The sequence below is a fragment of the Rhodoferax ferrireducens genome, from assembly GCF_003347515.1.
Classification (GTDB): Bacteria; Pseudomonadota; Gammaproteobacteria; order Burkholderiales; family Burkholderiaceae_C; genus Rhodoferax.
The window spans coordinates 252,504-266,252 of record NZ_QEII01000297.1 but is presented as its reverse complement, the minus strand read 5'-3'; the positions used below and the strand labels follow the sequence as shown (position 1 = coordinate 266,252).

The 13,749-nt window shown below is 64.6% G+C and carries 10 protein-coding genes; all 10 read right to left on the bottom strand.

The genetic code is table 11. The features are described from left to right. Positions 1–120: 120 nt before the first annotated feature. A complete protein-coding gene (locus C5P05_RS20435; protein WP_157979405.1) occupies positions 121–324 on the bottom strand; it encodes a hypothetical protein in 204 nt (67 codons plus the stop codon). Positions 325–516: 192 nt separating this feature from the next. Then, entirely contained in the window at positions 517–1,743 is a 1,227-nt protein-coding gene (locus C5P05_RS20430) for a lanthionine synthetase C family protein (RefSeq protein WP_114971671.1), read from the bottom strand. 447 nt (positions 1,744–2,190) lie between these two features. Then, entirely contained in the window at positions 2,191–2,436 is a 246-nt protein-coding gene (locus tag C5P05_RS20425) for a hypothetical protein (protein ID WP_114971670.1), read from the bottom strand. Between the two features lie 79 nt (positions 2,437–2,515). After that, entirely contained in the window at positions 2,516–5,698 is a 3,183-nt protein-coding gene (locus tag C5P05_RS20420) for an efflux RND transporter permease subunit (protein WP_114971669.1), read from the bottom strand. A 9-nt stretch (positions 5,699–5,707) separates the two neighbouring features. Next, the gene (locus tag C5P05_RS20415; protein ID WP_114971668.1) at positions 5,708–6,997 is read right to left on the bottom strand and encodes an efflux RND transporter periplasmic adaptor subunit; all 1,290 of its coding nucleotides are present in this window, start codon (positions 6,995–6,997) and stop codon (positions 5,708–5,710) included. A 40-nt stretch (positions 6,998–7,037) separates the two neighbouring features. Next, positions 7,038–7,700, bottom strand: a complete 663-nt coding sequence (locus tag C5P05_RS20410) for a CerR family C-terminal domain-containing protein (RefSeq protein WP_114971667.1) — start codon at positions 7,698–7,700, stop codon at positions 7,038–7,040. A gap of 84 nt (positions 7,701–7,784) precedes the next feature. After that, complete coding sequence (locus C5P05_RS20405; protein WP_114971666.1) at positions 7,785–8,513, bottom strand: anaerobic ribonucleoside-triphosphate reductase activating protein; 729 nt, start codon at positions 8,511–8,513, stop codon at positions 7,785–7,787. A gap of 82 nt (positions 8,514–8,595) precedes the next feature. Further along, a complete protein-coding gene (nrdD, locus tag C5P05_RS35020; RefSeq protein ID WP_114971665.1) occupies positions 8,596–8,805 on the bottom strand; it encodes an anaerobic ribonucleoside-triphosphate reductase in 210 nt (69 codons plus the stop codon). Positions 8,806–8,828: 23 nt separating this feature from the next. Next, a complete protein-coding gene (locus tag C5P05_RS20395; RefSeq protein ID WP_114971664.1) occupies positions 8,829–10,844 on the bottom strand; it encodes a ribonucleoside triphosphate reductase in 2,016 nt (671 codons plus the stop codon). A gap of 159 nt (positions 10,845–11,003) precedes the next feature. Beyond that, positions 11,004–13,724: a bifunctional [glutamate--ammonia ligase]-adenylyl-L-tyrosine phosphorylase/[glutamate--ammonia-ligase] adenylyltransferase gene (gene glnE / locus C5P05_RS20390; protein ID WP_232834594.1), complete on the bottom strand. Its 2,721-nt coding sequence runs from the start codon at positions 13,722–13,724 to the stop codon at positions 11,004–11,006. Positions 13,725–13,749: the final 25 nt, after the last annotated feature.

The following is a 13,749-nucleotide window of genomic DNA, read 5'->3' as shown; positions in this document are numbered from 1 at the left end:
CTGTGGAGATAAGTTGCCACCGTTTCGGTGGCTCAAAGAGTAGGGGCCGCGTAAGCGTCCCTGTTTAGCCGCTTTGAGCGGCTCACATTTATGAAAACCTCCGGCTTTGCCGGAGGATGGTTATTTTGATAGCATCTGCGGTGCCGCCAGCAGGTTGAGCAGCGTGGAGGCCATCGGGCCGCCAACTGCTGCAGCAATCGCCATCGGCAAACGAACGCTTGGGCCGGTGCCCCAGCCCAGGACCAGCGGGATCATGCCGACTTCCGACTTCGCGAGCTGCGCCTGGCGCGCTGTGACAAGCTTTTTGTCGCCCGTGGATCGCACGCGGCGCGGCTCTAGTTCTCGAAGAAAAAAACGGTGAATGTCAGTGTCGGACAGCAATAGACCCTTAGCGGGTAATGCGGTCTGCGAACTGGTCGCTCCAAAGCCGACACCGGCAGTTACTTTCCCTGACATACAAGCCGCTACTGTGAGCGAGCGCACAGCAAAGCCCGTCTTTCAACATGCGGCGTGCAATCAGGTACTGGCCGCGCCGTAGAACACGTCCAAAGTGGGAAAGTCGGCGCGGCCGCGCAGGCAGTCCCACAGGTAGATAGCAAAACCGGGGTCGCCGGTCCACAGCGAATACCGCATCTGGCCGTACTGCTTCGCATCCGCCTGGCTCTGCGCGATGCCGTGCATAGCAAAGGATTGCGCGCGTTGCAGCCACACAGAGTCACCTGTGCGTTGGTAGAGCTTGAGAAAGGCATAGCCGTTGCCACCTGTGCCGTGGCACAGGTTTGAGCCCTTGTTCAGCGGGCCGGCGGCCCAGACCGCTTCACCCGCTGCGACGAGCGCATCGTCCAGCGCATGGCCCGGCAAGTCGGCTAGGCAGATCACGAAGCCCGGTGCACCGTGGCAGTACTGCATCAGCAGGGGCTTGGTGGGCGGTGGTGTGAGATGGGCGCGCCAGTTGGCTTGTTGGCCTTCCCAAGTGGCGGTGCGCAGCACGGTGTTTTCAAAGCAGGCCTGCCAAGCGGCCCAATCGGCTTCGGCCAACAAGTTGCGGCCATGGATCAAGGGCGCGGCGGTGGCCACGAAGCCGTGAACGGCGTCGATGAAGGTGAACTGCTGACCATACAGGTCTTGGGTCCAATAGTGGCAGCCAAACTCCTCGGACCACAACAGCTGCGACCACAGCATTGCTGCCGTGCTTCGGAACAGGTCGGCCCAGCGCACTTCGCCGGTGCGCTGGTGCAAGAAGAGCGCGGCCAGCAGCGTGCCGGGTGATCCCCACATTAGCTCTCGCGCCGGGTGTGCCAGTTGGCCGGAAATCAATTCAGCCAACCTGTCCGCGGTGGTTGGCAACGGCTGCGCTGCGTGCTCAAGCAGGCGCATAGGTAGCTCGCCCATCATGAAAGAGCCGGCCTGCGCAGCTGCGTCGTCGCCCAGCCATGCGTTGTTGCGAGCCAGCAGGTCAGCCAGCAGTGCCGGCTCGCGGTAGTTGCGCTGCAGGCGCACTGCGCCCACGTCTTGCAGGTAGTGCAGTGCCCACACCACACCGCAGGCGCCATAGTACAAAGGCGTGGCGGGTTGTTTTGCCCCCTCACACGGTTCCACATCTCGCGGGTGCGGCGGCCACCAGGCTTGGGGTGTGAACCGTGACTCGGCATCGGCCACGATCATGCCGATGTTGGCACGAACTCGGTTTTCGTCCCAGGGGATGGCCTGAAGCGCCTCGTGGCGCGCGGGGTCAAACAACATGGCTCACTCCTGAATCTGAAAGCGGTTCGGCAACGATTTTGTCATAGCGAAGAAAGAACTTAATCACTGCAATCTCCGCTCCAAAACGTAGGAAACAAGCTTGTCTCGATTACGATTCTGTTCAGAGGTGTGCCTCATCTGTACCAGTGTATTCAAACTTGCCGGGCCTCGATTTTCGGAACCCAGAAGTCCGCCATGAACGGCGGCGGCCTCGGCGACAGAACTTGTGCAATTGGGCATCCCGATACCGGGCACTCGTGACTGACTCTTTCCGCTGCGCTGCGGCTACACGACTCGCCCCATAGCTGACACTGCATTTGACAGTCAACCGTCAGCAAGGGGGGCCGACTTCAGCGGACCGAATGTCGCCGGACAAGGCGCCAGGCACAGGCTCCGCAAGAGACGCCGTGGCTCAAGCGATCAGGGGCTTCCGGCCGGCCCACCGGCTTACGTGATCTTGAAGACCGTCCGAATTGTTTTTGAACCGGATTTTTCCTCAAAAACAGACCATTGCTTGATCCCTTTGACAAGGACCGATGTGCTGATGTCTTTCACCTGCGTCTTGGCCTTCAGCTTTTCAGTGACCCAGTCCTGAACGTGCGCAAAGGTGCTTCCTTGCTGGCCGGTGGGCACCAGCAATTCTTTGTCCCCCACTTTGCCAAATGAGGTGACGACGAGTTCGGTTGCTGGCATTTTCTGCTCTCGGTTGTGTGATGCGAATGCGCGGCTGGAATCAGATGCGCATTCTGGAAAGCGACAAAAACGACCTAACTCATGACACCTGCGGTGCCGCCACAGCAGCCGGCGCCGGCCGCCGCAGCTGCGCCACGCCGCGCCGGATCAGGTGCTCCAGATCGTCGATGTAGGTGAACACCGCCGGCACCACCAGCAGGCTCAGCAAGGTGGAGGTGATCAGGCCGCCAATCACGGCAATCGCCATCGGCGAACGAAAGCTCGGGTCGGCGCCCCAGCCCAGGGCCAGTGGCATCATGCCGGCACCCATGGCAATCGTCGTCATCAGGATCGGGCGGCTGCGTTTGTGGCAGGCGTCCACCAGCGCGTCAAAGCGGCTCATGCCGGCCACCGCCGGCTGGTCGCCGTTGGCCGGGTGCCCCTGGCGCGCCAGGATAGCGTAATCCACCAGCAGAATCGAGTTCTTGGTGACGATGCCCATCAGCATGATCAGGCCGATCATCGACGGCATGGACAGCGCCCGCCCGGTCAGCAGCAGGGCGACAAAAGCGCCGCCCATGCTCAAGGGCAGCGCGGCCAGAATGGTCACGGGCTGCATGAAGTCATGGAACAGCAGCACCAGCACGCCGTAGATGCACAGCACGCCAATCAGCATGGCGATGCCAAAGCTGGCGAACAAGGCCTGCATTTCCTGCGCGTCGCCGAGTTCGGCAATCTTCACGCCGGGTGGCAGGCTCTGCATGCTGGGCAGGGCCCGCGCCTCGGCGTTCACCTCGCCGAGTTGGCGGCTGCCCAGCTCCACATCCAGCGTGACGTTGCGCTTGCGATTCAGCCGGTCAATCTGCGCCGGGCCGCTTTCCATGGTCACGGTGGCGACGTTGCCCAGCATCACCGGGCCGTTCTTGCCCGGCACGGTCAGGCGCTCCAGCGCCGCCAGGTCGGCGCGCACGGCATCCGGCAGCTTGACGCGAATCGGCACCTGGCGCTCGGACAGGTTGAGTTTGGGCAGGCTGGTGTCGTAGTCGCCGGCGGTGGCCACGCGCACGGTCTCGCCAATGCTGGCGGCCGTGACGCCGAGGTCGGCGGCGCGCGCGCTGTCGGGTCGCACAATGATCTCCGGTCGTACCAGCGAGGCGCTGGAGCTGACATTGCCCACGCCCTGCAGGGTGCGCAGTTCGCGCTCGACCTTTTGCGCGCTGGCCAGCAGCGCCACCGGGTCTTCGCTTTGCAGCACCAGCTGCATTTTCACGCCGGTGTCGGGCGGGCCGACGTTGAAGCGCGCGCCGGCAATGTCGCCCATCTTGCCGCGCAGCTGTGCGTCAATGTCGGCCATGGATTCGGAGCGGTCGTTGCGGTGGCTGGTGGTGAGCGTGAGCACGGCGCGGCGCGCCTCGGCCGAGGCGCCGGGGGCAAACGCGTCGCCGCTGGAGCCGCCGCCAATCGAGCTAAACACGCCCTTGATCTCGGGCACCGTCATGCTGGCCAGGCGCGCCTGTTCGGCCACGGCGCGCGTCTCGGCCAAGGTGCTGCCGGGGGGGAGTTCGATGTTGATCTGGGTCTGGCCGCGGTCCGCCGGCGGCACAAAGCCGGTGGGCAGCAGGGGCACCAGCGCGATCGAGCCGATGAAGAACAGGGCGGCGCCCAGCATGGTGATGCCTCGGTGGCGCAGACACCAGCGCATGGTGCGCATGTAACGGCTCATCAGCCAGCCATCGGGCGCCTCGTGGTAGGCCGCGCTCGGGTCGGCGTGCGCGGCGTTCTTGTGCGGCTTCAGCAGGTAGGCCGCCATCATCGGGGTGAGCAGGCGCGCCACCACCAGCGAGGCCAGAATCGCCAGCACGGCGGTCCAGCCGAACTGCTTGAAGAACAGGCCCGGCACGCCGCCCATGAAAGCGGTCGGCAAGAACACCGCCACCAGGGCGAAGGTGGTGGCGATCACCGCCATGCCGATCTCGTCGGCGGCTTCCATGGCGGCCTTGAACGGCGACTTACCCATGCGCAGGTGGCGCTCGATGTTCTCGATCTCGACAATCGCATCGTCCACCAGCACGCCGACCACCAGCGCCAGCGACAGCAGGGTCACGGTGTTGAGGGTGTAGCCAAAGTATTTGAGACCCAAGAATGTCGGGATCACCGACAGCGGCAGGGCGGCGGCCGACACCAGCGTGGCGCGCCAGTCGCGCAGGAACCACCACACCACCAGCACCGCCAGCAGCGCGCCCTCGTACAGCAGCTCCATTGAACCCTGGAAGTTTTCCGCCACCGGCTGGGCGTTGTCGATAACCTGCTGCAGCACGATGGTGGGGTTGGCCGCCTGCAGCTCGGCGACGGCGGCGCGCACGCCATTGGCGACGTCGATTTCGCTGGCGCCCTTGGTGCGGAAAATCTCGAAGCCGACCACGGTGCGGCCGTCCTGGGTCGCCACCGCACGTGGTTCTGCCACGGTGTCGAGCACGGTCGCCACCTGGTCCAGACGCAGATGGCGTCCGTCTTCCATGGGGATGTCGAGCCGGGCCAGCTCGGCTGCGGTCTTGACGGTGGCGATGGTGCGCACCGACTGCTCGGCACCACTCACATCACCGCGGCCGCCGGGCGCTTCCTGCTGCACCAGCTTCAGGCGGCGCGACACATCGACGGCGGCCACGTTCAGTGCCGCCATCTTGTTGGCGTCCAGCTCGACGCGCACTTCGCGGTTCACGCCGCCCATGCGTTTGACCGTGCCAACGCCCGGCACGCTGAGCAGGCGCTTGGCCACGGTGTTGTCGACAAACCAGCTCAGGGCCTGGTCGTCCAGCGGACTGGCGCTGGCGTTGGCGGTTGCCGACGCGGCCGCCGCCGTGAAGGTCAGCACCACGCGACCCGAGGTCGGAACTTTGGTGACCGTCGGGTCGCGCACGTCGGCGGGCAGGTCGGCGCGCACACGCGCCACGGCGTCGCGCACGTCGTTCACGGCCTCGGCAATCGGTTTTTCCAGGATGAATTCGACCGTGAGCTGCACCGTGCCGTCCAGCACCTTGGTGTAAATGTTTTTCACGCCTTGCAAGGTGGCCACCGCGTCTTCGAGTTTGCGCCCGACTTCGGTCTCCAGCTGCGCCGGGGCGGCGCCCGAGAGCTCGGCACTGACGATGACGATGGGCAGTTCGATATCGGGAAAGTCCTGCACGGCGTTGGAGCGGAACGACAGAATGCCAGCCAGCGTCAGCAGCACAAACAGCATGATGGCCGGCACCGGGTTCTTGATGGAGAGCGAGGAGAAGTTCATGACTGCTCCTTATTTAGAAGCTGCTTGCGCAGGTGGGACGGGGGCTGGAGGCGTATTTGAGGCTGGAGTTGGGGCAGGAGCTGGCGCCACTTTCACCAGGTCGCCATCGTTCAGGAAGCCGGCGCCGCTGGCCACCAGCACCGCGTCGGCGCTGATGCCGTCCAGCACCTCGACCCGGTCACCGACGCGCCGCCCGATCTGCAGCTTGACCTGGCTGACGCGCTGGTCGTCATTCAGGCGAAACGCGTAGCTGAACCCATCGCGCACCACCACCGATTGCTGCGGCACGCTCAGGGCATTCGAGCTGCCGAGTTCAAACTCGCCACGCGCAAACATACCTGGGAGTGTGGCCCCCACGCTGGCCACTTCGTGTGCTGCGCTGCCCCCCGAGGGGGCTAATTTCCCTTGGGGCGGCCCGGCGGAAAATTTGGCCCCCACGTTTTTGGCTTCGCTCGCTGGCGCCAACATCGGTGGCAGATCGACATAGACCAGGCCGGCGCGGGTTTGCGGGTCCACGGTCGGCGCCACCATGCGCACCCGGCCGCTGAGCTGCGTGCCGTTGGCGGCGGTGACCGTGACGGCGGTGCCGGGCACCATGCGACCCAGTTCGGTGGAGGTGACTTCAGCGCGCCACTCCAGCCGGCCCTGGCGAATCAGGCGGAACAGCTCGGTGCTGTTGGCCACCACGGCGCCGACCGTGGCGCTGCGCGCGGAGATGATGCCGCTGTCCGGCGCCCGCACCTCGGTGTTTTTCAGCCGCAGCGCTTGCGCCGCCAGCGCGGCCTTGGCTGAATCCACCCGTGCCTTGGCGGTCTGCTCGGCCGTCAGGTACTGGTTGATTTGTTGCCCGCTGAAGGTGCCGGTACCTTGGAGCGCGCGCACGCGGTCGGCGTTGGCGGTGGCTTCCAGCGCGCTGGCGCTGGCCTCGTTGACGGCGGCGCGGGACTGCGCCACGTCGGCCTGCACGCTTTCCGTGGCAAAGCGGGCCAGCAACTGGCCGCGCTGCACCACGTCGCCCACATTCACCAGCACCTCGGCCAGGCGCAGGCCATTGCTCTCCGTGCCGACACTGGCTTCCTGCCAGGCGGCGATCGTGCCGTTGGCCGCCAGCTTGATGGGCAGGGCGCTGGCCTGGGCTTGCGTGGTGGTCACGGTCAGTGCCGGTTTGGCCGGTGTGCTGGAGGCCGCCGGCTTGACAGCGCCCCCGGAGTTTGAAGAAAACAGGGCGATAGCCCCCGCCGTTATTACGCAAGCAGCTATCAATACAAGAGCAACTGGTTTGAGTTTGAATCGGTTCATGGTGAGGGGCTCGGTTCGGGAGGGTGTGAAAAATGCGGTGTCAGGCGCTCTGGCGTCGCAGCGCTTCGCTGTGCACCATGGCCAGCGCGTAATCGACCAGGCGTTCGGTATAAAGGTCGATGGCCTGGGGTGTGCCGGCGAGTTCCGGCTTGAGGGCCTGCATCACGTCGTAGCCGACAAACAGGTGAATGCCCAGGCCCACGATGGAGAAGGCCAGGCGGTGCAAATCGTCGTCGGCGGCTTCAAGATCCAGATGACGGCACAACACGCGCAGCAGACCCTCGTGCGCCGGTTTGATGTGCTTGTCAATCTTCTGGTCCCAGATCCCGGTGGGCTCCAGCATTTCGCGAAAATGCAGCCGCATGCAGTGTTGCGCCAGGTCGCCTCGCTTCAGGGGCTCGGTAAACCCCGTCAGCAAGCCCTGCAGTGACTGGCGCAAGCTGAGACCGGCTTGGTCAAACTGGGTCGGGTCCTCGTCGGCGCCGCCCAGCGGGCCGGCACACACCGCGCGGTACAGACCCGCCTTGTCGCCGAAGTAGTAGCTGATGGCGCCAATGTTGGCCCCCGCCGCCAAGGCGATCGCGCGCGTGGAGGTCTTGGCAAAGCCTTTTTCGGCAAACAGCCTCAGGGCCGTGTGCAAGAGCCGCCGGCGGGCTTCGATGCCGTCGCCGCGCAGCGCAACAGGGGTGCTGGATTTACGCATGGGCGCTGATTAAAGCACTTAAATCAATCGTTTGATTTAAGTTTGACCAAGGCCCGCCGTGCGGTAGGTCTATCTATCGCCGGCTTACTCGCGTCTGAAGGTGAATCCCGTAAACAAGGCCGACACGCGTGCCAGCAGCTCGGTGCCGGGATAACCCGCCGTGCTCCGCGATGGGAGACCCTTATCGGCACACCCGGTGCCGCGAAACACCTGCAAGGCGTAGTGCTTGACCCCCATGGTGCTCAAGGAGTGCGCCAGGGCCAGGATGTCCTGCTCCGTGTGCAGGTCGGGGTGGACCGTGGTGCGAAATTCGTGTGCTACGCCGCTGGCCAGCACCAGCTCCGCGCTGGCGAATGCGTGGCGGGCGCTATCGCTGATGCGGGTGATGGCGTCGTAGCCGGGCCAGGTGGCCTTGACATCGATGCCGACCCAATCGACCAGCGGCAGCACCTCGGCCAGACGCCGCGGGTAGGCGCCGGCCGTGTGCAGGCCGACGCCAAAGCCAAGTGCGCGCACCTCGCGCATCGCAGCTTCCAGGCCGGGGTCGATGGTCGGCTCGCCGCCGCTGAAGACGACGGCGTCAATCAGCCCGATGCGCCGCTGCAGGCGGGTCAGGATGCGCGGCCAGGCCAGCGGACTGTCGCCGGTGCGCGTTTGCAGATGCGGGTTGTGGCAGTAGCCGCAGCGCCAGGGGCAACCCTGCACAAACACCACGGCGGCCAGCTGGCCGGGGTAGTCGGTGGCGCTGAAGGGCGTGAGGCCGCCCACCTTGAGTTCCTTGTCGGTGGCCAACTCGTTCCCTTTCAAAATCATCCCTGTCGTTGTTGTCTCGCCTTGTCGTGCTACAGCACTGCCTGCGGCTCGTCGCCTAGACATGAATGATTTGGAAATGGAATTAGGCGCTGACATCCGCCAGCTGGCAGCGGCGTTCGTCAAAGTAGGTGCGCTCATGGAACTCGCCTTTTTTGCCGGTGTTGAAGGACGCCATCGGGCGGTGGTAGCCCATGACGCGGGTCCACACCTCGCAGCGCTGGCGCTCGTCGTCACGCAGCAGAATGGTTTGGGCTGGCTGGGCCAGAAATTGTTGTTCGCTTTGATCGGTCATGGGGGTCTTTCTTGGGTTGGGGGTCAAACAGTTTCCAGTTGCTTGCGCGCGATGATCTCGGCGTCGCACCTGGGGCAAAAATCGTGGCGTCCGCCCAGGTAACCGTGTTTGGGGCAGATCGAGAAGGTGGGTGTCACGGTGATGTAGGGCAAACGGAAACGCGACAGCGCGCGCTTGACCAGCTGGCGGCAGGCCTCGGCGCTGCTCAGGGGCTCGGTCATGTACAGGTGCAGGACGGTGCCGCCGGTGTACTTGCGCTGCAAATCGTCCTGCAGCTCCAGCGCCTCGAACGGGTCGTCGGTGAAGCCGACCGGCAACTGGCTGGAGTTGGTGTAGTAAGGCATGTCCTGGGTGCCCGCCTGCCGGATGTCGGGGAACTGCCTGGCGTCTTCCTTGGCGAAGCGGTAGGTCGTGCCCTCGGCCGGCGTGGCTTCCAGGTTGTACATGTGGCCGGTCTGGTCCTGGAATTCGAGCATGCGGGCGCGCACATGGTCGAGCAGGCGAATGGCGAAGGCGTGGCCCCATTCGCTGCTGATGTCGTGCTGGTCTTGTGTGATGTTGCGGATCATCTCGTTGATGCCGTTCACGCCCAGTGTGGAGAAGTGGTTGCGCAGCGTGCCCAGGTAGCGCTTGGTATAGGGGAACAGGCCGTTGTCCATGTGGCGCTGGATCACCTTGCGCTTGATCTCCAGGCTGTCGCGGCCGAGCTCCAGCAGGGTGTCGAGTGCTTTCAGCATGCTGGCCTCGTCGCCCTGGTGCAGATAGCCCAGGCGCGCGCAGTTGATCGTGACCACGCCGAGCGAGCCGGTCTGCTCGGCCGAGCCGAACAGGCCGTTGCCGCGCTTGAGCAGCTCGCGCAAATCCAGCTGCAGGCGGCAGCACATGGAGCGGATCATGTTCGGCTTGAGTTCCGAATTGATGAAGTTCTGGAAGTAGGGCAGGCCGTACCTGGCCGTCATCTCGAACAGGGCTTCGGCGTTCGGGCTGTACCACTCGAAGTCTTCCGTGATGTTGTAGGTCGGGATCGGGAAGGTGAAGACCCGGCCCTTGGCGTCGCCGGCCATCATGACCTCGATGTAGGCGCGGTTGATCATGTCCATCTCGGCCTGCAACTCGCCGTAGCAAAAAGGCATTTCCTCGCCGGCGATCACCGGTACCTGCTCGCGCAGGTCTTCCGGGCAGACCCAGTCAAAAGTCAGGTTGGTGAACGGCGTTTGCGTGCCCCAGCGCGAGGGCACGTTCAGGTTGTAAATCAGCTCCTGCAGGCACTGGCGCACGTCGGCGTAGTCCAGGCTGTCCTTCTTGATGTAGGGCGCCATGTAGGTGTCGAACGAGCTGAAGGCCTGGGCGCCGGCCCACTCGTTTTGCAGCGTGCCCAGAAAGTTGACGATTTGCCCGACGGCACTGGACAGGTGCTTGGGCGGGCCGGACTCGACCTTGCCCGGCACACCGTTCAGGCCCTCATGCAGCAGGGTGCGCAGCGACCAGCCGGCGCAATAACCGGCCAGCATGTCCAGGTCGTGAATGTGCAGGGCGGCGCTGCGGTGCGCCGCGCCCACCTCCGGCGGGTAGACGTGGTTCAGCCAGTAGTTGGCGATCACCTTGCCCGAGACATTGAGGATGAGGCCGCCCAGCGAGTAGCCCTGGTTGGCATTGGCGTTGACGCGCCAGTCGAGCTGCTGCAGGTATTCGTTCATGCTGGACTCCACGTCCACCAGGGTCTTGCGGTCGTGGCGCAGCTTTTTGTGCTGCTCGCGGTAGACGATGTAGGCGCGCAGGGTTTTGGGATGGCCGGCACCGAACAGGGCGGACTCGACCGCGTCTTGAATTTGCTCGATGTGCGGCGTGACCGCTCCGAGCGCCCGGATGGCCGGCGCCACCACGGACTGGGTGAGGTGCTGGGCCTCGGCCGCGCCGAACTCGCCGCCGGCCTGGCCGGCGCGCTCCAGTGCAAAGGCAATTTTGGCCAGGTCAAACGGTTTGATGCCACCGTCGCGCTTGATGATGTGCGTGACAACGGGTGCAATAGCTGTGTTCATCGGTGTCCCCTCGAAGCACTATAGGTAGTGCGGAACACGATGCTAACCACTATATGTAGTGGTTTCTATAAATGGCGGCGCGCAAAGTCCGGCTTTGCGCCATAGCTTGATTTGGATCAGCAAAGCACCGGGACGCCCCCGGCGCGCGCCTGCGGACACTCAGTACGTTGCCGTGTCAAACACGGTTTGCCACAAAGCCAACACGGCATCGCGCTGTTGCTGCAGTTCAGGCATGAAGACATGCGTTGGTTCTTCGTTGAGGCGGGCGCGATGCTGCACCCGGCGCAACTCGCGGTAAGCGCTAGCCGCCGCGTGGCCGACCCCGACCGGCAGCAGGCCAAGCGCTTCGGCGCGCTCCAGCAGGGCAATATTGCCGGCGTTGTCGATCAGCTCGGGGTGCTGCGCGGCGTGCGACAGCACCAGGTACTGCATGACGAATTCCACATCAATCATGCCGCCCGGGCTTTGCTTGACGTCAAACTGCTCGCCCCGGACCGGATGGGCGGCGCGAACCCGGTTGCGCATGCTGATGATTTCGGCCTTCAAGGCCAGGGCGTCGCGCGGCGCGGCGATGACGGCTTTGCGGATGGCGTCAAAGCGCAGGCGCAAGCTGTCGTCGCCCAGGACGAAGCGGGCGCGCGTCATGGCCTGGTGTTCCCAGGTCCAGGCGGTGTTGGAGCCGCGCTGCTGCTGGTAATCGGCGTAGGCGTCAAAGCTGGTGATCAGGAGGCCGGAGTTGCCGTTGGGTCGCAAGGCGGTGTCGATCTCGTACAGGTCGCCTTCACCGGTCTTGACAGTCAGCCAGTTGATCAGTTTGCGTACCAGGCTGGCATAGACCTCGCCGGCCCGTTCGTCCTCGTCCTGGTAGACGAACACGATGTCCAGATCGCTGCCGTAGCCGAGTTCCTTGCCGCCGAGCTTGCCGTAGGCAATGATGGCAAACTGGGGTGTGGCGCGATGCTTGTTTTTCAGGCGGTCCCAGCACCAGCGGCTGGTCACGCGCAACACCGCTTCGGCCAGCGAGCTCAGGTCGTCGGCCACTTGCTCGACGCTCAGTTTGCCTTCAACGTCTCGCGCCAGCGTGCGGAAAACTTCGGCATGGTGGGCGCGGCGCAGCAGGTTGAGTAGCACCTCGTCGTCGTCTTCGCCGGTGCCGGCCAATGAGGCGCGCCGGTGGTCGAGTTCATGCTCGAAGTCAGCGGCGCAAAAACGTTCATCCAGCATGCCGGCGCCGGCCAGTTCATCAATCACCCCCGGGTGCAGCAGCAGGTAACGCGCCGGCCAGCGTGCCGCGCCCAGCAGGCGCAGCAAGCGTTCGTGCACATTGGGGCGCTCCAGCAGCAGGGCCAGGTAACTTTCGCGCCGCAGCAGGGGTTCAATCCAGTCGGCCAGCCGCACCGCCGCTTGCTCGGTCACCTTGCCCTCGCGCACCCACTGGGCGGTGCGCCCAATCAGCCGTACCAGCCGGGCGCGTGACTCCTCGCGCAGGGCCAGCACGCGCGGGTGCTCGCGCCAAGCGAGCACGCGGGCGCGGAAATTGGCCGGTAATTGCTCCAGCAACTCATCGAAATCGGGCGCGGCCGCACCGTTCTTGCCGCCGTTGTTCCCGTTGCAGCCCTTGCATTCCTTGTGCGCCCCGCCGCCGAGCAGGGCGTCAAATTCCTGCGCCACCAGCTCACGGTGGGTATCGAGTTCGTGTAACAGTTGGTAAGTTGTGGCGTAGCCCAGAGTGCTGGCAATCCAGTCCAGGTCGTGGTCCTGCGTCGGCAGCACATGGGTCTGCTGATCGTCCAGGTACTGAATTCGGTGTTCCACCCGGCGCAAAAAATCGTAGGCCTGCGCCAGCGCTTCGGCGGTTTTTTGCGGCATCAGACCGGCCTTGGCCAGCCGCGTCAGCGCACTCAGCGTGGGGCGTGTTCGCAGCTCGGGAAACTGCCCGCCGCGCACCACCTGCAGCACCTGCACGATGAATTCGATTTCGCGAATGCCGCCGCGCGAGAGCTTGACGTCGTTGGCGCGCTCGGGGCGTCCGGCGCTGCGTTTGCCCGCGTGGTCGCGGATTTGCCGGTGCAGCACGCGCAGCGAATCAAACACGTTGTAGTCGAGGTAGCGTCGGAACACGAAGGGCATCACCACGCCGCGCAGCGCCTGGGCCGAGCCATTGGCCTCGCCGCCCAGCGTGGCCACCACGCGGCTCTTGAGCCAGGCAAAGCGTTCCCACTCGCGGCCCTGCACATGCAGGTATTCTTCCAGCGCGCCCAGCGACACCGCGGGTGGCCCGGAGTTGCCGTTGGGCCGCAGCGCCAGATCGACGCGAAAAACAAAGCCGTGTTCGGTGGTGTCGCCGATCAGGGCGTAGATAGCCCGCACCGCCTTGGCAAAGTACTCCTGATTCGAGATGCGCCCGCGCCCCTGGGCATCGCCTGTCGTGTCGCCGTCCTGGTCGTAGACATAGATCAGGTCGATGTCGCTGGAGACGTTGAGTTCGCGCGCCCCCAATTTGCCCATGCCGACGATCCACAGCAGGGCGCGTTCACCGTCCGGCGTGCCGGGGCGGCCGTGGGCCTGCTCCAGCAGGTGCTGAACGTCTGCGCAGGCTGTCTTCAGCGCGAATTCCGCCAGCGTGGTCATGGCTTGGGTGATCTGGCTCAGGGGGGTCTGTTCATCGCAGTCCAGGTACAGCAGGCGTTCGAGCACCAGCTGGCGTGTGGTGCGCAAAGCGCTGCCGGTATCGCCACCCAAAGTTTTCAAGGCTTCGAAGGCCTGTGCCATCGCCGCCTGATCCGGGACGCCGGGCGGCAACAAATGCAGCTGGTTCTCGTAACGGCGGCGTACGCGCTGGCCAAAACGCGAGTGGGTCGACAATGCGGGGCCGGTCATAATTCCTGTCATATATCCAGTTTCA

Bases quoted from the DNA above. Each gene is read 5' to 3' on its own strand.
- C5P05_RS20425 (WP_114971670.1), bottom strand. From the start codon at position 2,436: ATGCCAGCAACCGAACTCGTCGTCACCTCATTTGGCAAAGTGGGGGAC.
- C5P05_RS20420 (WP_114971669.1), bottom strand. From the start codon at position 5,698: ATGAACTTCTCCTCGCTCTCCATCAAGAACCCGGTGCCGGCCATCATG.
- C5P05_RS20415 (WP_114971668.1), bottom strand. From the start codon at position 6,997: ATGAACCGATTCAAACTCAAACCAGTTGCTCTTGTATTGATAGCTGCT.
- C5P05_RS20395 (WP_114971664.1), bottom strand. From the start codon at position 10,844: ATGAACACAGCTATTGCACCCGTTGTCACGCACATCATCAAGCGCGAC.
- glnE (WP_232834594.1), bottom strand. From the start codon at position 13,724: ATGACCGGCCCCGCATTGTCGACCCACTCGCGTTTTGGCCAGCGCGTA.
- C5P05_RS20430 (WP_114971671.1), bottom strand. From the start codon at position 1,743: ATGTTGTTTGACCCCGCGCGCCACGAGGCGCTTCAGGCCATCCCCTGG.
- C5P05_RS20410 (WP_114971667.1), bottom strand. From the start codon at position 7,700: ATGCGTAAATCCAGCACCCCTGTTGCGCTGCGCGGCGACGGCATCGAA.
- C5P05_RS20405 (WP_114971666.1), bottom strand. From the start codon at position 8,513: ATGATTTTGAAAGGGAACGAGTTGGCCACCGACAAGGAACTCAAGGTG.
- nrdD (WP_114971665.1), bottom strand. From the start codon at position 8,805: ATGACCGATCAAAGCGAACAACAATTTCTGGCCCAGCCAGCCCAAACC.